Genomic DNA, 23,968 nt, shown 5'->3' on the forward strand with positions numbered 1-23,968 from the left:
CATTTGCTTTAAGTTCTATTAATTACGATTTTTAGAATAATTTAACCAACAAATAAAATTTATTTATAAAATAACATGCAAAAGAAACTCTTTTTGTTTTTTGTGCTGATCAGCAGTGCTGTTTTTGCGCAGAAAAAACCACTAGACCACAGTGTTTACGACGCCTGGCAATCGGTTGGTAGCAAACAACTAACCAATAACGGCGCTTGGGCAAGTTACATTGTTAGTCCGCAAGAAGGCGATGGAAATCTTTATTTTCAAGAAACCCTAATTCCAACTGGTAGAAAACTAACCGTAGCTAGAGGTACCAATTTGTCTTTCAGCAACGATTCTAAATTTGCCGCACTAGCTGTTAAGCCATTATTTAAAGATGTTAGACAAGCAAAAATCAAAAAGAAAAAGCCAGATGAAATGACCAAAGACACTTTGGCGATTGTGAATCTGACTACTTTGAATATCACTAAAGTTCCTCGTGTAAAGTCTTTTTCATTTCCAGATAAAGGTGCTGCAATTATTGCATATAACTTAGAAAAACCATTAGATACTTCAAAAAAAGCAAGACCATCATCGGCTGCGCCAGAAAAAAACGATGGAGATTTTATAGCAGATGAACCTGCAGCCGGCGGCGCTGCAAGTAAAGAAGGTAGTGATCTTATAGTTAAAAACCTGACTACTGGTGTAGAAAAAACCTACAAATATGTAACTGATTATGCTTTTAGCAAAAATGGCAAACTTTTAGTATTTGCAGCATCTGGTTCTAAAAAAGACGCTACAGCTAAACATGGTGTTTTCTTGTTAGACACTGAAAAATGGACCTTGAAAACACTTGTAAAAGACAAAGGCACTTTTAAAGGTTTTACATTTGATGAAGATAGTGAACACCTAGCATTTTTAGGCGAAACTGATCCAGAGAAAAAAGAAATTAAAGATTATAACGTTTATTTCAACTCGTTAAGCTTAGACACCGCACAGGTTTTAGTTGATAACGAAATTGCTGGTTTACCTAGCAAATATGTAGTTAGTGCAGATGGTAGATTAAATTTCAGCAAAGATGGCAGCAAATTGTTCTTCGGTATTGCTCCTCAAAAACTTCCAAAAGACACCACATTAGTAGAGTTTGAAAATGCTAAGCTAGATATTTGGGGTTATAAGGATGATTATCTGCAAACTATTCAATTAAAGAATGCAGATAGGGAATCAAAAAGAAGTTATTTGAGTGTAATTGATATTTACAGCTCTGATCCTAAAGTTATTCCTTTAACAGATGTAAAATTACAAGATGCATCTTTAATTAACGAAGGCGATTCGCCTTATGTACTCGCATCTACAGATTTCGGCAACCGTGCCGCTACACAGTGGACCGGAAGCAGCAAGAGAGATTACTATTTGGTAGATGTTAAAAACGGTAGCCGCAAAAAAATCATCGATGGACTAATTGGACAAGCTATGGCTTCGCCCGGTGGCCAATATGTACTTTATTTTAACAACGAAAATGGCAACTGGTATACTTACCAAGTAACTACTGGCAAAGTAACCTTGTTAAACAACAACATGAGCGTAAAATTTGCAGATGAAGAAAACGATGTACCAGATTACGCAAGAAGCTACGGCTTAGCTGGCTGGACTGAAGATGATAAATCAGTGCTAATCAACGACCGTTATGATGTTTGGGCATTCTCTCCAGACGGTAAATCTGCTCCTAAAAATGTAACTATCGGTTACGGTCGTTCTAACAATATCACACTACGTGTATCACGAATTGGCGTTGGTTCAGACCGAGTATTGGGCGGGTTTAGAAATACTGGAGGCAACAGCGACGACCGTTTCTTCAAAAAGAATGAAGTACTTTATTTTGATGCTTTAAATAACGTTACAAAAGAGAACGGCATTTTCCGCAAAGCGATTAACGATAATAAACTTCCAGAACAGCTAGCTATGGAAAAAGCTAAATTTTCATCGTTGGTTAAAGCAAAAGATGCAACCTTATTCATCTACGATAAAGGAAGTTACATTCAATCTCCTGACGTTTATTTGTCGAAGGATTTTAAAACAGCTACCAAATTAAGCAGTACCAATCCTCAACAGGCTAACTACAATTGGGGTACCAGCGAGTTGGTAAGTTGGACTACGCCAAAAGGTTATAAATCTCAAGGTATTTTGTACAAACCAGAAGATTTCGATCCAAATAAGAAATACCCGATGATTGTTTATTTCTATGAGAAACTTTCTGATGGACTTTATTCTTATCAAGCGCCTGCCCCTACGCCATCGCGTTTAAACATTCCGTTCTTCGTGAGCAATGGTTATTTAGTTTTTGCACCAGATATCAGCTACGAAACTGGTTATCCGGGTAAATCTGCTGAGGAGTTTATTAATTCTGGTGTAGAGCACTTAAAGAAAAACGCTTGGGTAGACGGCACAAAAATCGGTATCCAGGGACAAAGCTGGGGTGGTTACCAAGTAGCTCATTTAATTACAGTAACCAATATGTATGCTGCTGCTTGGGCTGGCGCACCTGTGGTGAACATGACATCTGCTTACGGGGGTATCCGCTGGGAAAGTGGTATGAACCGTCAGTTCCAATACGAAAAAACACAAAGTAGAATTGGTGCAACTTTATGGGAAAAACCTGAGTTATATATTCAAAACTCTCCGTTGTTCAACTTCCCTAAAGTAAATACCCCGGTTGTAGTAATGCACAACGATGCTGATGGAGCTGTGCCTTGGTATCAAGGTATTGAGATGTTTACTGGTTTAAAACGTTTGGGTAAGCCGGTTTGGTTGCTTAATTATAACAATGAAGCGCACAACTTGGTACAACGTCAAAACAGAAAAGATATCCAAATTCGTGAGCAACAGTTCTTCGATCACTATTTAAAAGGTGCTAAAGCGCCAGTTTGGATGGTTGGCGGCGTACCAGCAACCGAAAAAGGAAAAACCTGGGGCTTTGAACTAACCGACGAGAAACCTTAAGCAGTTTTCAGCTGGTAGTTTTCAGTTAACAGTTACCAATTATTCAAGTCGTCATTGCGAGGAGAGAAACGACGAAGCAATCTATCCAACTAAGAAAGATTACTTCTTCTTCTAGCAATGGCGATTTTTTTTAATTTTGATTTCAAATGAACATCCAAACCATTCTAACTAACTACGCTACTTTTGAAGAGAAAACGCTCACCAACCGTTTTTTTAAACACGAACACATAATTCCTTTAATTAACCAGCTACCTGTGCAATTTACTGTAACAAAACTCGGCAACTCGGTAAAAGGCAAAAGCATCAACGCTGTTAAATGGGGAGATGGCAAAACTAAGGTGATGTTATGGAGCCAAATGCACGGCAATGAAGCTACAGGAACAATGGCTTTGTTCGATCTGTTCAATTTCCTGCAACAAGATCATGACACCGTAAAACTGATGAGGGAAAGCTGCGAATTTCTTTTCATCCCAATGGTAAACCCTGATGGAGCTGCGATATTCACTCGTAGAAATGCGCAACAGATTGATATCAACAGAGATTTTATCCAAACTGCCACACCAGAAGGTAAAATTTTAAAACAGGCAAGACATGATTTCGAACCTCATTTCGGCTTCAATTTGCATGACCAAACCACCTTATGGAGCGTTGACGAAACTTTAAAACCAGCAACGCTTTCTTATTTAGCACCAGCCTTTGATAAAGCATTATCAGTAAATGAAGTTCGGGAAAATGCAATGTTGGTTATTGCAGATATGTTTCAAGATTTAGATCAAATTTTACCGCATCACATCGGCTTGTTTGATGATGAATATGAGCCAAGGGCATTTGGCGATAATTTCCAAAAGGCGGGAACATCTACCATTTTAATTGAAGCAGGCGGTTTCTTAAATGATCCAGAAAAGCAGCATATCAGAAAATATTACTTCGCTTCTATCCTATCGGGATTAATTTCTATAGCTAGCAAAAGCTACGAAAAACAAACTACAGCGAACTACTTTGCCATACCACAAAACAACAAACAGATTTTTCATATCATGATAAATAATCTTGTTTTGGATGGAACTCATGTTAGTGTTGGTATCAATTTCGATGAATACCCGAACGAAGACGGAATGAACACCTATAAAAGTTACAGCATACAAGACATAGGCGATTTGAGTTTCTGCGACGCATACCACGTTTATGATGCTAAAAATTGTGAAATAAAAGGTGAAATCGTTTTTAATAAACTAGCCAACTTCAAACTAACTGATAATACACAAACAGTTTTAGCGTTCAAAAACGGAAATCAGATCAGCTCTTAATATATTTTTTTGCCACAGATGCACAGATATTATTTCATACACATTCCACTCAAAAATTAAAATCTGAGTATCTGTGGCTAGTTGGTAAATTTAATGCAACTATTTGTGGTAAAATACCGCAAAAACACTAAATTCAACGCATAAAACTAAACAAACACAAATGGCATTAAGTAGAATTTGGTCGGCATTTATTATTGTAGCTATTTTGGTAGCCTCTATAAAATGCTTCTTCTTTGGTCAAACAGAGATATTTAGCTGGATGGTAATTGGCAAAGCCGACGACCCAACCAACCTTACAAAAGTTGATGGCGTGATACAAACCAGCTTAAACGCGGTACAAATCTGCATTGGTTTAATTGGTGTAATGGCCTTATTTATGGGCTTTATGAGTATTGCAGAAAAAGCTGGAGGTATTCGCTTGCTGTCTCGTGTTATCGGGCCATTCTTCTCTAAAATTTTCCCTGAAGTTCCTAAAGGTCATCCTGCTACTGGTCACATGGTGATGAATTTTTCTGCCAATCTGTTAGGTCTAGACAACGCAGCTACTCCTTTTGGCATCAAAGCGATGGAAAGTTTGCAAGAACTCAACCCAAACAAAGCGGTAGCATCGAATGCGCAGATCATGTTTTTGTGTTTGCATGCTTCGGGGCTAACATTAATTCCAGTGAGTATTATTGCCATTAGAGCGACTTTGAAATCGGCAAACCCTACCGAAATTTTCATTCCTTGTATGATTGCGACCTTTGTAGCCACTATGGCCGCAATGATTATCGTTTCCATCAAACAAAAAATTAATCTTTTCCAACCTGTAATTATTGCTTGGGTGGGTAGCATTTCGGCAGTAATAGCCTTAATGGTGTTGTATGTGGTAAACTTAAATACCGCTGGCCTACAATCTTTCTCTGGCTTGTTAAGCAATGGCTTGATGTTATTGATCTTTGTGTCTATCGTACTAGGCGGATTATATAAACGCATTGATATTTTTGACGCTTTTGTAGAAGGTGCTAAAGGCGGATTTGATACTGCAATTAGGATTATACCCTATCTAGTAGGAATGCTGATTGCCATTAGCCTACTAAGAACTAGTGGCACTTTTGAAATTGTAATTGACGGTTTTAAGAATGTTTTTGCTGTCTTAGGTGCTGATACAAGATTTATCGATGGAATCCCTACTGCACTAATTAAGCCTTTAAGTGGCAGTGGTGCTAGAGGGATGATGATTGATACGATGACTACTCACGGAGCAGATTCGTTTGCAGGTCGTTTAGCTGCTATTTTACAAGGCTCTTCTGATACTACGTTCTACGTTATTGCAGTTTATTTTGGCGCTGTAAATGTTAAAAATAGCAGGTACACGGTTTGGTCTATGTTATTAGCAGATTTTGTTGGTATTTGTACCGCAATTGGTTTGTGTTATCTATTTTTTGGTAATGCTTAATCACTAAATATTTTAAACAAAAAACGTCCCGAAAATTTTTCGGGACGTTTTTTGTGATATTATGTATTATTAGTACCCTGGATTTTGTTGTGCCCTAATTGGTGGGTTAGCATTTAGTTCTGCATCGCCGATTGGCAAAATTGTTTTATAAAACGTTCTATTAATAGTTTTTGTTCTGTGCGGAACGCTAAGAGCACCCACTTCGTCATTAAACTCTATAGTTTGATTTGTTCTCATCATATCGAAAAAACGATGTCCTTCTCCATAAAGCTCTTTGCTACGCTCTTGTAAGATCATATCCAAGTTAATTGTACCAGCTGTTGCGGGGGCTAAATTAGGCGCTCTTTTGCGAATTGCATTTAAATAACCAACCGCTTTTGCTGGATCTGAAATTAATGCTGCCTCAGCTGCAATAAGATACACCTCAGACAATCTAATTACCTTAATATTAACAGCAGTACTATTACCAGCCTTTCCATCTCCGGCAAGGGCTGTGTTGCCACTGTATTTGTAAAGCGCACCCATACGTGTGGTACTAATTTCATCGGCAGCCATAACACCCTTTCTAACATCCGCAGCATCTTGATTTAGTCTAGCAATAAAGTAGTCGCTAGCTACGAAAAAACCTAATGCCGCCGTTACACCATGACTTCTTCTACGATGATATATACCCAAAGAAGAATTACCAAGGTCATTTTCTAATGGAACCATTGCTAGTTCAAAGATAGACTCGGAGCCGTATTGAGTGGTCCAAGAGCTTACCCAATTTGCGTTAGTATATAAAGTGTACATCGAAGGCGCATTAATTACTTCTTCTGCAGCAGTCAATGCCTCTCCGTATGATTTCATATACAGATAAACCTTTGCTAGGGTTGCTTTATTAGCGTAATAATTAATGTAGCCATTTATTTTTGTTTTTGGCAATAGTGGAGCTGCATCAGTTAAATCTTTTACAATTTGAATATAATTTTGCTCTACGGTTGCTCTCAATGGTTGTACATCGGTAGTAAGTTTTGTAAGTACTAAAGGTACGCCAAATGCACTTTTATCTTGATCATAAACTTTTCCATATAAACGTACCAAATCAAAATACATCATTGCTCTAGCAGTTAAAGCCTGTCCTTTAATTGTATTGAAACCAGTTACACCCGAGGCTTCTTGCTTTTCTATATTTTCCAGTAAATTGTTCACTTGCAAAATACAATAGTAAATCTGAGACCAGAAACTGGCATAACTGCCTATGTTGGCCGCATGATTAAAGGTATATAATCCATCCGAACCCCTACCTTGCGAGAACACGGTAAAGTCTCCTCCTTTGGCGTCGCCATATAGCAAGAAATCTCTACCATAATAACTGGATGATGTCATTGAACGCATGATACCATTTATAACAACAGCAGCGTCTTTTGGAGTTTTAATTGCCTGATCCGCATCTGCAGAATTGGTAGGCGTCATATCCAAGAAATCTTTACATGATGATAAACTGATTACCAGTAGACCCATCAAAATTATTTTAATCTTTTTCATTTCGTTATACTAGCAATCATTAAAAACCAAATTCTAAACCAAAAGTGTATGTTTTACCGAAAGGTGTTTCCCAGCCTCTAGTACTCCAATTATTAACTTCTGGATCTGCCTCTTTATATTTAGAAAACGTCAACAAGTTTGTTCCGTTAAAGTAAATCCTTGCGCTAGAGGCACCGACTTTAGAAACTAAATTAGCTGGCAGACGATAAGCCAACAGAATATTCTTAAGTCTTAAGAAAGATGCATCATGTAGCTGTCTTGTACTAAATTGCATTGGATCTGTTAAGTCAGCTCCACTTAATAGCGGCAAGGTACCAGAAGTATTTTGTGGAGTCCACATATTATCGTAGTAGCTTTTTGCTCTAACTCTCTCCCAATAGTAGCCATCATCTGCTACATCTTTGTAAGCGCCGTCATAAATATTACCGCCTATTTTGTAATTAAACACTAAACCTAGGCTTACTCCTTTGTATTCTACGGTAGTGTTAATTCCACCAAAAACGTCAGGAATACCATCACCTATTATTTTTCTATTAGCATTAGCAAAAGCGTAAGTAGCACCTCGGCCATTATAAATGAAATCTCCTGTAGTTGGAGTGGCTCCATTTACATACCAAACATTCCGACCATTGTCTGGATGCACACCTGCCCACTCTATACCATAAAAGCTAAGTGTAGAAGCTCCTTCCCTATAAATAAATAAAGCTCTATTATCTCCACCCGTAGGATCATTTCTTAAAAATTCATTTCCTGTTGTAGCTCCCTCAGGTCTATATAACTCGGTTACTTTTGAAGATAAAAATGATGCATTTACTCCGGCAGACCATTTAAAATCTTTTTTATTCAATATGTCTGCATTCAAATCTATTTCAATACCCTTATTATTGATAGAACCTATATTTTTTAGTACGGAAGATGTCCCTGTAACTCTTGATACGTCTACATCTAACAATAAGTCTCTAGTGTCTCTATTAAAATATTCTATTGTACCTGTGATACGTTTAAATAACCCAAATTCTAAAGCAATATTGGTAGCATAGTTTTTTTCCCATTTCAACTCCTTATCAGGAATTGAATTTAAAGTACCACCTGCCTGTGTGTTATATTTCGCACTATATGTTAATAGGGCTCTCCAACCGTAATTGGCAGATGGGAATGTTCCATTTGTTCCATAAGAAGCTCTCAATCTCAAATTATCTACAAACGAAGCACTTTTCATAAAGTTTTCACTACTTAACAGCCACGAACCACCTACTGAGAAAAAATTGCTCCATCTAGTATCTGGGTGTAACCTAGAGGAACCGTCTCTTCTGTAAGAACTTGATAAAAAATATTTTTGTTTATAGTTATATTCTAACCTTGCAAGACCTGATACTAATGAGTTACCCCATTCGTAAGAACTTGCACTTTGAATACCTGCAGTAGCTACTGTTTGTAGCGAACTTGTGGGCAAGTCAGTACCTGTAGCTCTTTGAAAATCGGTAACGTTTTTCTCAGTTTCGAAACCAGCTAAAAAGCTTAGTCCATTATCACCAAATGTTTTGTTATAATTTAGAGTCGTAGAAGAAACTACCTTGTTTTCGTTTGTAGTCATATCATTTACAGAACCATTTGTCCCAGCTCCATTATAGTGAGCTGCACTATAATAAATATGATCAGTAATTTGAGAATTATCGTAAGAGAAAATTGACTTTACGTTTAACTCTGGCAAAATGTTTAACTGCAAATAAGGACTAGCACTAATTCTTTTAGTTACAGAATTATTATTCCATTCGTTATCATAAAAAATATTGTTTTGTGCAAAACTATTATATCTAGGGGTATATGGTTGACCTGTTTTATAATCTGTTGGCCAATAGAAACCCCAGAATAAGTTTCTAGTTTGCATAAAATAGTTAGAATTTGTATTTCTTGTATCATTAAAACCCACCTGTGTAGACCTAGCGATATTCACATTAGCTCCAAATTCAAAAATCTTACCTACTTTTTGAGATAAGTTAATTCTTCCTGTGATACGGTCAAACTCGTTAATTCGAATTCTACTTTGGTCTTTGGTATATGATAGCGAAGTATAATACTTAGTATTTTCATCGCCACCACTTACTGCTAAATCATTAGTTTGATACTGCGCTGTCCTAAACAAAGCATTATCCCAATCATAAAACTTACCATCTCTGTTTTCTACACCATCAGTTTTACCTTTAATGATCACATTTTCTTGCATGCTGGTTCCTTGCGTTGAAAATTCGTAGCCGTGTATTCCAAAACCATATGATGTTGTTGGAAGACCATAAGATGATCCGGGCGTCCAGTTTCTAGAATTAAGTCGCATCAATGTCTGCTCGTTAGCTTGCTGTGGTGTTCTACCTGCGGCAATACGAGAATCATAAAGTATGCTATATAACATATTGATCTGTTCCTGCGTACTAGCAGTTTCATAATTATCAGTTGCCCACGTAGGCGTTAAACCTAAAGAGGTTCTAAATTCTACCTTCGGCTTGCCAGATTTTCCTTTCTTTGTAGTAACAATTACAACACCATTTGCAGCACGAGATCCGTATAAGGAGGCAGCTGCAGCATCTTTTAGAATAGTGATACTTTCAATATCGGCTGGATTGATCGTGTTCATTACGTTGTTAGTGGCCATTGTATAGTCACTCATCTGACCCGAATTCCCTGAAATAACTGGAACTCCATCTATAACATACAATGGCTCATTTGAAGCGTTAATAGATCCGATACCTCTAATACGAATGCTTGGTGTAGAACCAGCTTGCCCAGAAGTCTGAGTTACTTGAACGCCAGCTGCCCTACCTACTAAACTGTTCTGAAATGAAGTATTAGGCATTTCTTTAATTTTCTCTGCACTTACTACTGATGCCGAACCAGTAAAGGTACTTCTCTTAGCGGTACCATAAGCTACCACCATTACTTCGTCAAGTACTTGGTCACTTGCAGAAAGCCCCACATTAATGGTTGACTGCGTGCCTACAGCCATTTCTTTTGTTTCGTATCCGATATAGCTGAAAACTAATATCGAATTATTAGTCGGGACTGTGATGGTAAACGTTCCATCGTTGTTGGTTGCTACAGTGTTGCCAGTTTGTCCCTTAACCGACACACTTACTCCAGGAATCCCTTGTCCATCGGCAGCATCAGTTACCTTACCCTTAACTGCTTTTTGAGCATAGGTAACCATGGCTAACAGCAAGAACCCTAACAAGGTTAGTGTAAATTTTCTGTTCATAGTTTGTTAATTGTTAGTTGATTGTATAATTGAATATACGCACAATTACGCAAACTACATCATAAACCAATATTTTTTGTTGAAAATTGTTAAATATCATCCAATATTTAACATATTAGAACACCCTTTAGCAATTATTCCACGTTTCGAAGGCAAATAAACTTCGCATTCAAGGTTAATTATCACTTTCCCTTGTTTAACAATGCTTGTTTTTGCGGTTATCACATCTCCTTCTTTTGCTGGAGCAAAATAATCGATATTATTATTCACCGTAGTATAAACATTTTTCAACCCAAGTGTAAAAACTGTTGCACCAATAAGATCATCAATAATACCAGCAGTAATGCCACCATGCAAAATACCATACGGATTGGTCATTTCTTTTCTAACTATGTAACTACAATGCAAACTCCCTTTTTCGGCACTAATTACCGTAGGTCTTAACCAATTCATAAAGTTAGATGGCGACTGCACTACCTCTCTACCAATAAACGATTGGAAAACTTTTAATCTATCATTAGTGTTATTTTCTTGTTCCATTCATTAAATTTAAAGAAAAAACAGAAATATGAGCAAAAAACAAATTACTGCAGTTGTAGAGCTAGATCAATCAAAATATAAAACAAAAATTTTTGCAGATGGCCACTTTATTTATGCTGATGAGCCCGAAGATTTGGGAGGAACAGACGAGGGCATGGCACCAGGAGCGCTGTTGCTTGCCAGCTTGGGCAGTTGCACAGCAATTACAATTAGGATGTATGCAGACAGAAAAGAAATCCCCTTGGAAGGCATTAAGATAAATCTAGCAATTTGTCCCGAAAACGAGATGGATGAAGGTACAGTGATTGAACGCAAGATCGAATTAATTGGAAATTTATCTGACGAGCAAAGAAAGCGACTGATGATCATTGCAGATAAATGCCCTATCCACAAAATGTTGAGCAACCCAATAAAGGTAATCAGCAACTAAACGCTAATCTGTGTAGACGCCAACTCTATCAGAAAAAGAACCACTTAAAAATCATCTTTGATTAAATGATTGGTTTAATTTTCATCTTCTTTCCGAAACTATTGACTAAATTAGAATAACACTAATGTGAAATTTATGTCTACCGAACAGAAAAAACAAGTTAAATCAACTGTTAAAACTAAACAAACAGAGGCAAACGTTGCCGATTTCATTAATACTTTTGCAGATACCGAGCAAAAGCGAAAAGATGGTTTTGAACTATTGAAAATAATGACAGATTACACTGGGTACGAAGCAAAAATGTGGGGACCAAGCATTATTGGTTTTGGCATTTATCATTATAAATCAGAAAAAAGCAGACAAGAAGGCGATTGGCCACTCGTAGGTTTTTCTCCACGCAAGGCAGCTATTTCGCTATATATTTATACTGGTACACCTAAAAATGATGAATTACTACCTCAACTTGGTAAATTCAAAATGGGCAAAGGCTGTATCTATGTCAAAAAACTCTCAGACATCAATATAGATGTTCTTAAAGAAATGATGCACGAAACTATTCGATTTACTCAATTGAAATACGGAGCAACAAGTTGAAAATTCGCTGGTTTAAGTGCTCAGAAGGTGGAAAACCAAGCTACCCAGAGCCAGAATCCCGTACTAAGCAAAATATTTCTTATAGTCTATAACACCAACGTATTTCTAGGCTAAGTGCGGCACCAAGTTTAGATCTATTGGTTACTGAAAAAGCAAATATTTTATCCAGAAGACAGTTTTAAAAGCGTAAACCTTTCTTATGGGCGAAAAATGGGTGCAAAAAATAAAAAAGTCTCTAGCATTATCGCTAAAGACCTTCTATGTACCCCCAACAGGATTCGAACCTGTGACCTACGGTTTAGAAAACCGGTGCTCTATCCAGCTGAGCTATGGAGGCCCTTATAATGACAACAACGAATAGTCGTTTTCGTTATAGTGCTGCAAAGATATAATTCTTGCGGCATTAAACTAAAAAAAATTGAAAATTTTATCTGTTTAATACTTTCCAGAGATACCTAACTCTAAACCACGCAGTTCGGCCAAACCACGTAACCTTCCAATAGCTGAATATCCCGGATTGGTTACCTTATTTAAATCATCTAACATCTGATGGCCATGATCTGGCCTAAAGGGAATAGGATCAATACGCTTAGCATTTTCAGCTACTACAGCTTTCATCACTTCATACATATTCACGTCGCCACCTAAATGATCAGCTTCAAAGAAATTACCTTCTTCATCTTTCTTTACGTTACGTAAGTGCAAGAAATATACACGGTCTTTAACAGCTTCGAAAATCTCTACCAAATTATTTTTGGTACCTGCTCCAAGCGAACCTGTACAATAGCAGATACCATTAAATGGTTGATCTACCCTTCTCAAGATATCCACAAAGTCTTCTTTTGTACTAGCAATACGCGGCAAACCCAAAATAGAATACGGAGGATCGTCTGGGTGGATAGTCATCTTAATCCCCAGCTCCGTACAAGTTTCAGCTATGCTGGATAAAAACCAAGCCAAATTCTCCCGCAAACCATCGTGACCAATAGCTTTATATTCATTGATGCTCGCCCGAAGCGTTTCTAATTCTATCTCTTTTTCATTTGGAATACCCATCAGTACGTTTGTACGTAAAAGATCGATTTCCTCTTTACTCATTGTCGCATATTTTGCCTTCGCTTTTGCTAGAATATTAGCATCATAATCTGCTTCTGCACCCTCTCTTGCAAATATGTACAAATCGAAAATAGCTAGATCAGTCCAGTTAAAATACAACGCTTTTGCACCGTTTGGCATTTCCAGGTCTAACTGAGTGCGTGTCCAATCTAGTACTGGCATAAAGTTATAGCAAATGGTCTTCAAACCACATTCGGCTAAGTTTCTTAACGATTGATTGTAGTTTTCGATATATTTACCAGCATCAGCTCTACGTGTTTTAATAGCCTCGTGAACCGGCACACTTTCTACTACGCTCCAAGTTAAGCCAGCTGCTTCTATAATTGCTTTACGCTCTTTGATATCTTCAATTGGCCATACTTCACCATGTGGAATGTGATGCAAAGCACTTACGATGCCCGTTGCACCTGCTTGTTTAACATCTTGTAACGATACTGGATCAATTGGACCGTACCAACGCCAAGTTTGTAATAGTTTATGGTTACTCATTTTATTTATATAAGGATATCCAATAATACATAATTTAGGTTATTAGACCGTAAAGGATAGGTTAAAATAGTTACGGAAACGTTAGCGTAAAAATCATTTATTTGAATTGAGATGATTAAAGTAATTCTGTTGCCAGATTGGCAAGTTCGCTACGTTCGCCCTTTTGCAAAGTGATATGCGCATACAGCGGATGATCTTTTGCATTTTCGATGAGATAGGACAAACCATTACTTTCAGAATCCAAATAAGGTGTATCGATCTGATAAATATCACCTGTAAAAACAACTTTAGTATCTTCTCCTGCCCTGCTAATAATTGTTTTAATTTCATGAGGAGTTAAATTCTGGGCCTCATCAATGATAAAGAAAATCTTATTTAATGTTCTGCCTCTAATGAAGGCTAAAGGGGCTATTTCGATCTTTTCGGTTCTCACCAGCTCGTCAATCTTTAACTGCGTTTTCTCATCTTTCGCAAACTGATCTCTAATAAATTTAAGGTTATCCCAAATTGGTGCCATGTAAGGGTCTACCTTAGATTTAATATCTCCTGGCAAAAACCCAATATCCTTGTTGCTTAGCGGAACAATTGGTCGGGTAATGTAAATCTGTCTGTATTCTCTGCGCTGTTCTAAGGCACTTGCTAAGGCCAACAGTGTTTTTCCTGTGCCAGCATTGCCTTGTATAGTAACCAGTTTTATAGCAGGATTTAACAATGCTTCTATGGCGAAACTCTGTTCTGCGTTGCGAGGTTTAACACCAAAAACCAAGTCATCTTTTACCAACTTTAATGTTCGATCGTTAATATTATAAAATGCAGGTATTTCTTTCCTTTTGTTTTTGAGGATATAGAAATGATTAGAATGCTTATAAGGTAAATCTAATGACGCGGTTTCTATTATAGTTTCTTTTTTTAACTGATCTAAAAGCGACAAATCAAAATTATTTAACGTCGTTTTTCCGCTGTACAGCTCTTCAACGTTTTTAATCTTACCCGTCTCGTAATCTTCGGCATGCAAACCAAGCGCTTTCGCTTTTAATCTTAAGCAAATATCTTTCGATACTAAAATCACCTTGTGTTTAGGATTTTCTTCCTTTAGAACCAAAGCTGAGTTAAGAATACGGTTATCAAACTTCCCTTGGCTAAACAAAGTTTCTGCATTTTGCTCAGTCGGATTTTCCTCCATCTGTATCTTAAACCTTCCTGTGCCTTTTTTATTGAGGTTAAACCACTTATTGAGGAGGTTATTTTTTGAAGCATTGTCTATAATACGGATAAAATTACGGGCTTCGAAGTTTCTGGTATCGTTGCCACTTTTGAAATTATCTAGCTCTTCCAACACCAAAGCTGGTATGGCTACATCATGTTCTTGAAAATTACTTACTGCATCGTGATCGTATAATATTACCGAAGTATCTAATACAAAAATCTTTTTAGAAAGCTGTGGGTTCTCCTTTTTTGCCATAACACGTTAAATTTAGCATTAAATAAGGAATATTGATAATGATTTATGTTCGACGGATTTAGAGCAGATAAGCAAACCGATGAGTTAGTGACGCAGTAAACAAACTAACAACAAACCACCATTAAAACAAAAACGGAGAACTGCCTCTTTCGATTTGGTTCTCCGTTTTAAACTTATCTTTATCCGTAAACAATGATAAGCTATCAATCGAATTTTTACTTGACCTCTTTTGCTTCCCTTTCTTTCGATTGTTCTGCGTTAAAATGATGTTCTCAAACTTTCTCTCCATAGAGTTCCAGTTTTTCCCACCAATGTCTGTTTATTGTTCAGTTTTTAGGTCTTAAACCTATCTGCCTAACTCCATCCGTTCTTTCGAATGACCTGAGTATCTTTGGCTTATTATTCACTTTCAGTTTTTCAACTTCATTTGAACCTACAAGGTCATTAAAGACACGAGTAGCTGATACAATTTTAATCCCGAAAATTTGTAGCTTTTCAGCTTGATTTTCGTTTTGGATTTTTTTCAGACGGTCAAAGTACTTCGTTTTTGATATCATCTAAATTAGGATCTAAAGCAATATATCCCAACAAAAATGCAATTAATTTATTAACAAGTTATAAACCAAATCATTGACACTTATAAACATCTAATAATTATACTTTTCGAGCAATTTTAGCTTTAAACGAAGTATTGCAAATTTACATATTAAGATATTAACAATCAAATTATTAACAAAAGCGATAAAATTGGCTATTTTTCTACTGCCATCGGAAGCAAATTTTGGTTAAGTGCGTTGTATTTCTTTAAAATTTCTATCGTTTTTTTAATTGGCAATGCCTTTACCTCTCGCCCATTTTTCCCTTTAGTGTCAGTTGCCGCAAATAGCGAATTTAGTAGCGCCTCTTCTGTTGCTTCCCAAACTGCCAAAAACAAAGGTGATAAATCATCATTGTTCAATTCGTATATGTTTTTTATGCTTTCCTTTGTGTTGTGAGGTATTCTGTTTTTCTCATAAGTGGAAAAAGCAATAGAATAATCGCCACTGCCATTAGACGAAAATGCACCCACATTGCCAAAGGCGATATACGAACGTTTAGCTAAGCGCTCCAAATTGCGATCAGAAAGCGGTGCATCGGTTGCAATAATAATCATACACGATCCATCGGCTTTGTAAGGTTTGCTTTTATCCGCCAGATAAAAATTATTCAACTCACGACCTATTGGGGCTCCGTTAATTTGCAATACGCCTCCAAAATTAGACTGCACCAACACGCCAACCGTATAGCCACCTTTAGAAGCGGGCAATACGCGTGAAGCTGTCCCTATCCCACCTTTAAAACCTAAAGCCTCTGTACCGGTGCCTGCGCCAATACAGCCTTCGGTAACCACACCAGCACTTGCATTTTCTAGTGCTGCCAATACATCTTCAGTTTTTACGTGCCTGCCTCTAATATCATTTAGCCCACCATCGTTGGTTTCGCCAACCATGGCATTAACAGAACGCACATTTTCATTTCCAGGAAGTGCCAACATATAATCTAGTAGTGCATTGGCTACCAAAGGCGTATTTAAGGTGTTCGTCAATAAAATTGGAGTTTCTAGATTGCCCAGCTCTTTAATTTGCGACAAACCCATCGATTTGCCAAATCCGTTACCTACATAAACTGCTGCTGGTACTTTCTCTTGAAAAACGTTTCCACCATGTGGGATAATTGCTGTAACGCCAGTTCTAACCGAATCTCCTTTAATCAATGTAGTGTGTCCAACTTTTACGCCGGCAACATCAGTAATGGCATTGTATTTTCCTGCTTTAAGGATACCAGTGAATACGCCAAAATCTCTTGCTCGTCCGCGTTTTTCTTGAGCAGCTGTAACAGAACTAATCATCGCTAAAGCCAAACCAACACCTAAAAATGTTCTCACCTTCATTTTATAAGATTTATTGAAGTATAAAAAGAAGCATTTGCTGCCAATTTTCAAACTAATTCAGCACAAATAATGTTAGATTTGTATATGCTTCACCGCCCAATTAGAGATACCCAAGACTTTTTATTGAGCAACTATTTTGCCGAAGGGCTGCGCATCACTTTTGGAGTGCTTTGTCCATCTTTGGTGATGGCACATTTCGGGATGCTACAATACGGCATGACCCTTTCATTGGGAGCCTTGTGTGTGAGTATTGTAGATTCGCCAGGACCTATCCATCACCGCAGAAATGCCATGTTTGTGACTACGGCGCTTCTTTTTTTAGTGACCATTATTGTAGGATTAACGAACAAAAGCGACCTTTTTACTGGCGTTTTACTAGTAGTATTTAGCTTTGTTTTTTCTATGCTCTTCTTGTATGGCAACAGAGCTGCCTCTATTGGCACATCGGTTTTGTTGATCATGATTTTAAGCATTGACGATGTAAGACCATGGCAGGAAGTGATTTTCTACAGCATGTTGGTATTTATAGGTAGCATTTGGTACACTTCTCTAAGTTATCTTATTTACAGGTTGCGGCCCTACCGTTTGGCACAACAAACCTTAAGTGATTCGATACATGAGGTTGCCGATTTTTTAAGAGCCAAAGCTAAATTCTACTCACAAAACACCAATTACGATAAGAACTATGCTGATTTACTTCAACTGCAGGTAGATGTACACCAAAAGCAAGATGAAGTGCGTGAGGTTTTGTTTAAAACGAGAGAAATTGTTCGAGAATCTACACCGCAAGGAAGATTTTTGCTCATTGTTTTTACCGATATGGTAGACCTGTTTGAGCAGGTAATGTCTACCTATTACAATTACAAGCAACTTCACGAGCAGTTCGACTCGGTTGGTATTTTATCCCATTACGAAGAAGCGATCAATAAAATTGCAGATTCGCTGGATGACATTGCCTTTGCGCTAAAAAGTGGCGGCACACCACATCTTGCCGGAAATTTAGAAAAAGATCTCGAAAAACTTCGCCAAGAAATTAGTGATTTAGAACAGCATAAAAACAAAGAATACAACACTTTAGGCATCATTGCCTTAAAAAATATCGAAGTTAATATTGAGAATATTGTAGCTCGTATCAAAACCATCAACAAATATTTTAACAAGAAAGAACAACGTAAAATTAAAAAGGGCGAAGTTGATGTAGGTAAATTTGTTAACTCTCAGGAAATCAATACAAAATTATTATTAAACAACCTTACTTTTAGCTCTTCTACGTTTAGGCATTCGGTACGCGTAGCAATTGTAATGCTGGTTGGCTTTGTAGCGGCTCGCAGTCTAGATTTTGCCCACAGCTACTGGATTTTGCTAACGATTTTGGTAATATCAAAACCAGGATTTAGCTTAACCAAAGAAAGGAATTACCACCGTATTATCGGTACTATTTTGGGCGCATTTATTGGGATGGGCATTTTACATTACATCCACGATAAAAACACGCTGTTCATTATCCTGATACTTTTTATGATTGCTGGCTACAGTTTTCAGCGTAAAAACTATGTAGTTAGCGTAATTTTCATGACCCCCTATATCCTCATTATTTTTGATTTTTTGGGGATGGGTACCATGTCTATCGCTACCGAAAGGATTTATGATACCTTAATTGGTTCTGGCATTGCATTTATCGGCAGTTATTCTTTATTTCCCAATTGGGAACACGAGAAGTTGAAAGAAGCAATGGCTGATATGATTAAGTCCAATCAATGGTATTTTAAGGAAGTTACCAAGCTATATTTTGAGAAAGGATTTGATTTAACTAACTATAAATTAGCACGTAAAGAAGTTTATGTAACTACTTCTAACTTGGCTTCGATGTTTCAGCGTATGTTTTCTGAACCTAAAAGTAAGCAGGTTTACATGAAAGAATTGCATCAATTTACGGTACTTAACCATTTGCTATCATCTTATATTGCCAGTTTATCACTATATATTAAGGAGCACAATTTCGTTTGCGTGTCTTATCAGGATATTAAACCTATTGCCGAAAACACTAATTATCTTTTGGAAAACGCTGGTGAAAATCTGAATAAACAAAATGATGAATTGAGCAACGTACCGCTCATCAGGTTAAAAAACACCTCTGGATTAGAATTATCTGATGCAGATGTAGTGATTGCAGAGCAGTTTGATCTGATCCAAAAAGTATCTTACGATATTTTCAAATTGACGGAGAAAATCAAGATATAAATCTCGTTGGCTTAATTCATCTTGATAGTTTTGTACAAACTAAAACCCTATTTAGTTGTTCCATAAAAAACTGAAAATATTATGGAAAAGTTATATACAGCCTCTGTAACCGTTATTGGCGGTAGAGATGGGCACGCAAAATCTAGCGATGGAATTTTTGAAACCGATTTAAGAAAACCAAAGGAAATGGGCGGACAAGGCGGCGCTCCAAATCCTGAGCAGCTTTTTGCTACAGCTTGGGGCTCTTGCTATTTAGGCGCTTTACATTCTGTAGCCGCCCCAGAAGGTGTTGACACGAGTAATGCCAACGTAAATGTTCACGTTTCTTTTAACAAAAATGGTGAAGGTTTTGCCTTATCGGCAGATTTGGATGTACATATACCAGATATCAGTATCGAAGAAGCGCAGTCAATTGCAGATAAAGCCCATGCAGTTTGCCCTTATTCAAAAGCTACAAAAGGCAATATAGAGACTAGGGTTACCGCTGTTTAATCTACTTCTCGTTATGATATCCAAATACTTACGAAGTTTTAAAAACTTCGTAAGTATTTTTAGTCTACAACAACAACTTACTTGCTAGGCCCAAAAGCAACAAAAATCCAAAAACGTCCGTAAAAGTGGTAATAATAATAGACGAAGCAATAGCTGGATCTATCCCTACCCTTTTCAAAATCAAGGGAATACCTGCACCAGTAAAACCTGCGATGATTAGGTTTCCTGTCATAGCCATGAATATCACTAAACCTAACATCAAATTGGCATCGAAGAAATAAGCAAATACTAATACAATCAAGCCTGTTACCGCTCCATTTATCATTCCAACTGTAAATTCTTTTAAAACTGTGCGGTAAGCTTGTTGATCTGTTAAATCGAACAAAGAAATACGACGAACAGTAACAGCTAAAGCTTGTGTAGCAGCATTACCACCCATACCAGCAATAATGGTCATATAAGCAGAAAGAATGGCTAAATGGGCTAAAGTATCTTCGTAATATCTCACCACTGCAGATGCTAAGAAAGCCGTCCCTAAATTGATAATTAACCAAGGCAAACGAGACTTTACGGCATCAATCCAATTACCGGCTAGCTCCTCATCTTCAGATACACCAGATATTTTCAAGATATCCTCCGTATTCTCATCTTCCATAACGTCTATAACGTCATCGAAAGTTACCCTCCCTAGTAATTTAAGTTCATCATTTACTACTGGAATACTGGTTAAATTGTACTGAGATAATAATTTGGCTACTTCTTCCTGATCGGTTTCTGCTTTTACATATACAGCATCGGGTTTTACCATTGCGGTAATTTTGGGATTGCCCTTTGCTTTAATGATGTCTTTTAATGAGACAATTCCTTTGAAAGTTTCATCGTCGTCTATTACGAAAACCGTATAGAACTCTTCAATTTCTTCGCTTTGCCTAATAATTTCATCAATCGCATCTTTTTTGGTGAAATTAATATTCACCTTAATCATCTGCGTATTCATTAAACCACCAGCAGTTTCCTCGTCGTAGCTTAATAAGTTCCTGATACTCTCGGCATCATCAGCACTTAGGTCTTCCAGAATTTCCTGCTGATCTTCTTCGTCCAGCTGGGAAATAATATCGGTAGCGTCATCGTAATCTAGCTCCTCTACAATTTCCGTACGTTTTTCTGGATGTAGTTGAATTAATAGCTCTTCTGGATGGGCCTGCTCGCTCATCTCCGCAATCACTTCAGAAGCTTTTTCTACTTCTAACAGATTGATGATGCGCTGTTTGTCTTCCGAATTAATATTATCGAACAAGATCGCAATTTCCGACGCATGATATTCGTCCAAAGTTGCGCTCAGCAATTGGTCGTCGCCATCTATGGCCGTCTTTAGCTTAGAAAGGTCTGTTTTATCTAGTTCGAACGATTGCATTTCTCCGCAAAATTAAAAATTTGACCTTATAAATTGATATGTGCAATGCCTAATGATAGCGCTACAGCTATCCCAAAACTGAGCAGCGTACCTATCAAAACATATTCTGTAAGCTTTAAATCGTTTCCTTCCTTTAAATCTCCAAACCTAAAAATAGATTTTGCAGCTAAGAGAAAACCTACCGCTTCTAAATGACCTGTTAATATAAAAACGTAAATAAGCAATCTTTCTAAAATACCTATAAATTTCCCAGCATTATGCAATGAAATTGATCCTTTGCTAGGTATAAATCTGGCAATAAGCACTTTGATAACTATAGCCGTTGGCGATGTTAGCAGTAATGCTCCGAAGACATAGAGCCAAACTTTTGCATCATAGAGAAAATTAGTATTGATACTTGCACCATCATAAAAAGATAGCCAGCAAACCACAATTACCGCAATATGCAATACCTGATCTGCAAAGAACCATAATCGCTTGTTCGAAGTTCTTTGGAACAATAGTTTACAAGCATCTATAGCAAAATGACTTGTTCCAATAATTAGTGCGGGCAACCAAGCACTGAACGAAAAGAAGACTAAAAACACTAAAGCGATGTGTATAGCTACATGCAGATATAGTTTGTTCGATTTTAGCTTTAGCTTCTCTTTTTCGGCTACCCATTGATCTGGCTGTAGAAAGAAATCTCCTAAAATGTGCGCCAACAATAATTTAATTAATACAATATCCATTTTAAAAGCTGCTTACAATTAACTTTCTAAATTTACTTTCCAGCTCCATTATTTCCGAAAAATGGGCTCGCTTAAGTGCTTCGCTAATGGATGATTGACTTCTACCAGATATTTTTGCAATTTTGTCCTGGTTTTCGTTTTGGTTCTCGATAGTTTGCTTTACCACTTCGGAAGCAATTGGGCTCCAGCTATCCATTGCAATAAGTGCTAATTTTAGATAAAGGTTCATATCTTCATCAAAAGCCACTGATGGACTTTTAATTACTAGATTAACTTTATTGCTTTTTAAGGTATCGAAACCTTCACCAGAGTTAACATAAGCTTCGCCGTTGGCCTCCGTCACCCTTTCAGAAGTCTTTTTATCTTTCTTCCCGAAACCGATGCTTATTCTTACATCGGCGCCCTTAATGGTTTTTATACAAGCCTTAATGTAAATTGCAGTTAGCAATGCTGTAGCTGGTGTTAACTCTATTTGAAAACTATCGCCTCTAAAAATTTCCCATTTAGTGTTTTTGGGCAAAGCCGATAACGATTTTTTCAATGTATCTATCCAAAGAACTGATAGTTCTCTTGAATTTATGATATCTCCTGTTATTACTGCAATCATAAATCTAATATCGGCAAAAAAGCCGATAAATAAAAATATCGGCTAAATAGCCGATAAATAAAAATATCGGTTAATTAGCCGATATTAATTATAATAGATTATTGGATTTATATAAACGTTGGTAAGCTTATAGAAAAAGTATTATTTATAAAACAGTGATGATTTAGCTAGCATGCATTTCAATCAGTTGTTTTAGTTGCGGAGCGGGAACGGCACCACTTTGACGCCAAACAGCTTTACCTTTTTTAAATAGAATAAAGGTTGGCACACCTTGTACGTTAAATGCACTGGCCGCCGCTTGATTTTTATCTACATCAACTTTTATGATAGCAGCCTTATCTCCTATTTGGCTTTTCAGCTCTGTTAAAATTGGCCCCATAGCTTTGCAAGGTGCACACCATTCTGCGAAAAAATCTACTAACACCGGCTTATCGCCATTAATCAATTCTGAAAACTTAGACATAGTATATTGCTTTTAAATTGAACAAAGATTAATGGAGATGGTTTTTACAACATTTGATTAACAAGCTTTCTCGTCATTGTGAGGCACGAAGCAATCTTACAAGCCAAGCAACCTCTAAACAATTACATTATTTAGCAGATGCTCAAATAAATTTAGGGTGACGAAGACTTTATAATATAATCCGTCATCGTAATTTATTTTACTGCGTAGCTTTCCGCTTCGCTATAGGTCAGCATCAGTTTAGAAGGTAGCTAAGATTGCTTCGTGCCTCGCAATGACGAGGATGCATATAAAAAAAGGGAGCAATTTTCATCGCTCCCTTTTCTTAATATTTCAGTATCTTATTTTACTGCATCAATAACAGCTTTGAAAGCTTCTTTATTGTTCATCGCTAAATCAGCTAAAACTTTACGGTTTAAACCGATGTTTTTTGCAGCTAATTTACCAATTAGTTGAGAGTAAGATACGCCGTACTCACGAGCACCAGCGTTGATACGTTGGATCCATAAAGCACGGAATTCTCTTTTCTTAGCTTTACGGTCACGGTATGCATATTGCAAACCTTTTTCAACTGTGTTTTTAGCAATGGTAAAAACCTTGCTTCTTGATCCCCAATAGCCTTTGGCCATATTTAGGACTTTTTTTCTTCTGCGTCTAGCAGCTACTACGTTTACCGAACGAGGCATAATGTGTTGTGTTTTGATAAGCGGTGTTGCTTGTTACAGCAATCTTGAAACCGAGTATCGGGTTAAAAATTAATTACTTACCGATGCAAAGCATACGTTTAACGTTGCCCATGTCAGCATCATTTACCATGCTAGTGGTGGTTAAGTTACGCTTACGTTTAGTACTCTTTTTTGTTAAGATGTGACTTTTGTAGGCGTTCTTTCTTGCAATTTTACCTGTTCCAGTAAGCGAAAAACGCTTTTTAGCACTGGAATTGGTTTTCATTTTTGGCATAACCTGT

The 23,968-nt window shown here is 37.2% G+C and carries 19 protein-coding genes and 1 tRNA gene; 7 read left to right on the plus strand and 13 right to left on the minus strand.

Annotated elements, in window-relative coordinates; all coding sequences use genetic code 11:
* The first annotated feature begins 75 nt into the window (after positions 1-75).
* From REI64_RS15585 to REI64_RS15595, 3 genes are all read left to right on the plus strand, one after another.
* Positions 76-2,973: a prolyl oligopeptidase family serine peptidase gene (locus tag REI64_RS15585; protein ID WP_308851068.1), complete on the plus strand. Its 2,898-nt coding sequence runs from the start codon at positions 76-78 to the stop codon at positions 2,971-2,973.
* Positions 2,974-3,119: 146 nt separating this feature from the next.
* Entirely contained in the window at positions 3,120-4,280 is a 1,161-nt protein-coding gene (locus tag REI64_RS15590) for a M14 family zinc carboxypeptidase (RefSeq protein ID WP_308851069.1), read from the plus strand.
* A 160-nt stretch (positions 4,281-4,440) separates the two neighbouring features.
* Positions 4,441-5,718: a nucleoside recognition domain-containing protein gene (locus REI64_RS15595; protein ID WP_308851070.1), complete on the plus strand. Its 1,278-nt coding sequence runs from the start codon at positions 4,441-4,443 to the stop codon at positions 5,716-5,718.
* Positions 5,719-5,787: 69 nt separating this feature from the next.
* Here REI64_RS15595 and REI64_RS15600 read toward each other — a convergent pair whose 3' ends face one another.
* From REI64_RS15600 to REI64_RS15610, 3 genes are all read right to left on the minus strand, one after another.
* Entirely contained in the window at positions 5,788-7,245 is a 1,458-nt protein-coding gene (locus tag REI64_RS15600) for a RagB/SusD family nutrient uptake outer membrane protein (RefSeq protein ID WP_308851071.1), read from the minus strand.
* A 19-nt stretch (positions 7,246-7,264) separates the two neighbouring features.
* Complete coding sequence (locus tag REI64_RS15605) at positions 7,265-10,492, minus strand: TonB-dependent receptor (RefSeq protein ID WP_308851072.1); 3,228 nt, start codon at positions 10,490-10,492, stop codon at positions 7,265-7,267.
* 96 nt (positions 10,493-10,588) lie between these two features.
* On the minus strand, positions 10,589-11,032 hold the full coding sequence (locus tag REI64_RS15610) for a PaaI family thioesterase (protein ID WP_308851073.1): 444 nt from the start codon (positions 11,030-11,032) through the stop codon (positions 10,589-10,591).
* Positions 11,033-11,060: 28 nt separating this feature from the next.
* Here REI64_RS15610 and REI64_RS15615 point away from each other — a divergent pair, with 28 nt between their 5' ends.
* Positions 11,061-11,462: an OsmC family protein gene (locus REI64_RS15615; protein WP_308851074.1), complete on the plus strand. Its 402-nt coding sequence runs from the start codon at positions 11,061-11,063 to the stop codon at positions 11,460-11,462.
* A gap of 135 nt (positions 11,463-11,597) precedes the next feature.
* The gene (locus REI64_RS15620) at positions 11,598-12,056 is read left to right on the plus strand and encodes a DUF1801 domain-containing protein (protein WP_308851075.1); all 459 of its coding nucleotides are present in this window, start codon (positions 11,598-11,600) and stop codon (positions 12,054-12,056) included.
* A gap of 263 nt (positions 12,057-12,319) precedes the next feature.
* Here REI64_RS15620 and REI64_RS15625 read toward each other — a convergent pair.
* The 4 genes from REI64_RS15625 to REI64_RS15640 form a co-directional block, all read right to left on the minus strand.
* Positions 12,320-12,393, minus strand: a tRNA-Arg gene (locus REI64_RS15625).
* Positions 12,394-12,491: 98 nt separating this feature from the next.
* Positions 12,492-13,661 (minus strand): mannonate dehydratase, encoded by a 1,170-nt coding sequence (gene uxuA / locus REI64_RS15630; protein ID WP_308851076.1) that lies wholly within the window; start codon positions 13,659-13,661, stop codon positions 12,492-12,494.
* 115 nt (positions 13,662-13,776) lie between these two features.
* Positions 13,777-15,123: a PhoH family protein gene (locus REI64_RS15635; RefSeq protein ID WP_308851077.1), complete on the minus strand. Its 1,347-nt coding sequence runs from the start codon at positions 15,121-15,123 to the stop codon at positions 13,777-13,779.
* A 751-nt stretch (positions 15,124-15,874) separates the two neighbouring features.
* Positions 15,875-17,053 (minus strand): P1 family peptidase, encoded by a 1,179-nt coding sequence (locus tag REI64_RS15640; RefSeq protein WP_308851078.1) that lies wholly within the window; start codon positions 17,051-17,053, stop codon positions 15,875-15,877.
* Between the two features lie 69 nt (positions 17,054-17,122).
* Here REI64_RS15640 and REI64_RS15645 point away from each other — a divergent pair, with 69 nt between their 5' ends.
* Complete coding sequence (locus REI64_RS15645) at positions 17,123-19,294, plus strand: FUSC family membrane protein (RefSeq protein WP_308851079.1); 2,172 nt, start codon at positions 17,123-17,125, stop codon at positions 19,292-19,294.
* An 81-nt stretch (positions 19,295-19,375) separates the two neighbouring features.
* Positions 19,376-19,786, plus strand: coding sequence for an organic hydroperoxide resistance protein (locus REI64_RS15650; RefSeq protein WP_308851080.1), 411 nt, complete (start codon positions 19,376-19,378; stop codon positions 19,784-19,786).
* 64 nt (positions 19,787-19,850) lie between these two features.
* Here the strand turns inward: REI64_RS15650 and mgtE are convergent, their stop codons facing one another.
* The 6 genes from mgtE to rpmI form a co-directional block, all read right to left on the minus strand.
* Positions 19,851-21,200 carry a magnesium transporter gene (gene mgtE, locus REI64_RS15655; protein ID WP_308851081.1) on the minus strand — a complete coding sequence of 450 codons (1,350 nt, stop codon included), beginning with the start codon at positions 21,198-21,200 and terminating at the stop codon, positions 19,851-19,853.
* Positions 21,201-21,226: 26 nt separating this feature from the next.
* Complete coding sequence (locus tag REI64_RS15660; RefSeq protein ID WP_308851082.1) at positions 21,227-21,931, minus strand: DUF3307 domain-containing protein; 705 nt, start codon at positions 21,929-21,931, stop codon at positions 21,227-21,229.
* Position 21,932: 1 nt separating this feature from the next.
* Positions 21,933-22,538, minus strand: a complete 606-nt coding sequence (locus tag REI64_RS15665; RefSeq protein ID WP_308851083.1) for a hypothetical protein — start codon at positions 22,536-22,538, stop codon at positions 21,933-21,935.
* A 163-nt stretch (positions 22,539-22,701) separates the two neighbouring features.
* Positions 22,702-23,001 carry a thioredoxin gene (gene trxA / locus REI64_RS15670; protein WP_308851084.1) on the minus strand — a complete coding sequence of 100 codons (300 nt, stop codon included), beginning with the start codon at positions 22,999-23,001 and terminating at the stop codon, positions 22,702-22,704.
* A gap of 341 nt (positions 23,002-23,342) precedes the next feature.
* Complete coding sequence (rplT, locus tag REI64_RS15675) at positions 23,343-23,687, minus strand: 50S ribosomal protein L20 (RefSeq protein ID WP_138727511.1); 345 nt, start codon at positions 23,685-23,687, stop codon at positions 23,343-23,345.
* A gap of 73 nt (positions 23,688-23,760) precedes the next feature.
* Positions 23,761-23,961 carry a 50S ribosomal protein L35 gene (gene rpmI, locus REI64_RS15680; RefSeq protein WP_097129443.1) on the minus strand — a complete coding sequence of 67 codons (201 nt, stop codon included), beginning with the start codon at positions 23,959-23,961 and terminating at the stop codon, positions 23,761-23,763.
* Positions 23,962-23,968: the final 7 nt, after the last annotated feature.

It is taken from the genome of Pedobacter sp. (assembly GCF_031119335.1).
GTDB lineage: Bacteria > Bacteroidota > Bacteroidia > Sphingobacteriales > Sphingobacteriaceae > Pedobacter.

Bases quoted from the DNA above. Each gene is read 5' to 3' on its own strand.
- REI64_RS15600 (WP_308851071.1), bottom strand. From the start codon at position 7,245: ATGAAAAAGATTAAAATAATTTTGATGGGTCTACTGGTAATCAGTTTA.
- REI64_RS15595 (WP_308851070.1), top strand. From the start codon at position 4,441: ATGGCATTAAGTAGAATTTGGTCGGCATTTATTATTGTAGCTATTTTG.
- REI64_RS15640 (WP_308851078.1), bottom strand. From the start codon at position 17,053: ATGAAGGTGAGAACATTTTTAGGTGTTGGTTTGGCTTTAGCGATGATT.
- rplT (WP_138727511.1), bottom strand. From the start codon at position 23,687: ATGCCTCGTTCGGTAAACGTAGTAGCTGCTAGACGCAGAAGAAAAAAA.
- REI64_RS15650 (WP_308851080.1), top strand. From the start codon at position 19,376: ATGGAAAAGTTATATACAGCCTCTGTAACCGTTATTGGCGGTAGAGAT.
- trxA (WP_308851084.1), bottom strand. From the start codon at position 23,001: ATGTCTAAGTTTTCAGAATTGATTAATGGCGATAAGCCGGTGTTAGTA.
- rpmI (WP_097129443.1), bottom strand. From the start codon at position 23,961: ATGCCAAAAATGAAAACCAATTCCAGTGCTAAAAAGCGTTTTTCGCTT.
- REI64_RS15605 (WP_308851072.1), bottom strand. From the start codon at position 10,492: ATGAACAGAAAATTTACACTAACCTTGTTAGGGTTCTTGCTGTTAGCC.
- REI64_RS15590 (WP_308851069.1), top strand. From the start codon at position 3,120: ATGAACATCCAAACCATTCTAACTAACTACGCTACTTTTGAAGAGAAA.
- uxuA (WP_308851076.1), bottom strand. From the start codon at position 13,661: ATGAGTAACCATAAACTATTACAAACTTGGCGTTGGTACGGTCCAATT.
- REI64_RS15635 (WP_308851077.1), bottom strand. From the start codon at position 15,123: ATGGCAAAAAAGGAGAACCCACAGCTTTCTAAAAAGATTTTTGTATTA.
- REI64_RS15620 (WP_308851075.1), top strand. From the start codon at position 11,598: ATGTCTACCGAACAGAAAAAACAAGTTAAATCAACTGTTAAAACTAAA.
- REI64_RS15665 (WP_308851083.1), bottom strand. From the start codon at position 22,538: ATGATTGCAGTAATAACAGGAGATATCATAAATTCAAGAGAACTATCA.
- REI64_RS15585 (WP_308851068.1), top strand. From the start codon at position 76: ATGCAAAAGAAACTCTTTTTGTTTTTTGTGCTGATCAGCAGTGCTGTT.
- mgtE (WP_308851081.1), bottom strand. From the start codon at position 21,200: ATGCAATCGTTCGAACTAGATAAAACAGACCTTTCTAAGCTAAAGACG.
- REI64_RS15610 (WP_308851073.1), bottom strand. From the start codon at position 11,032: ATGGAACAAGAAAATAACACTAATGATAGATTAAAAGTTTTCCAATCG.
- REI64_RS15660 (WP_308851082.1), bottom strand. From the start codon at position 21,931: ATGGATATTGTATTAATTAAATTATTGTTGGCGCACATTTTAGGAGAT.
- REI64_RS15615 (WP_308851074.1), top strand. From the start codon at position 11,061: ATGAGCAAAAAACAAATTACTGCAGTTGTAGAGCTAGATCAATCAAAA.
- REI64_RS15645 (WP_308851079.1), top strand. From the start codon at position 17,123: ATGTTAGATTTGTATATGCTTCACCGCCCAATTAGAGATACCCAAGAC.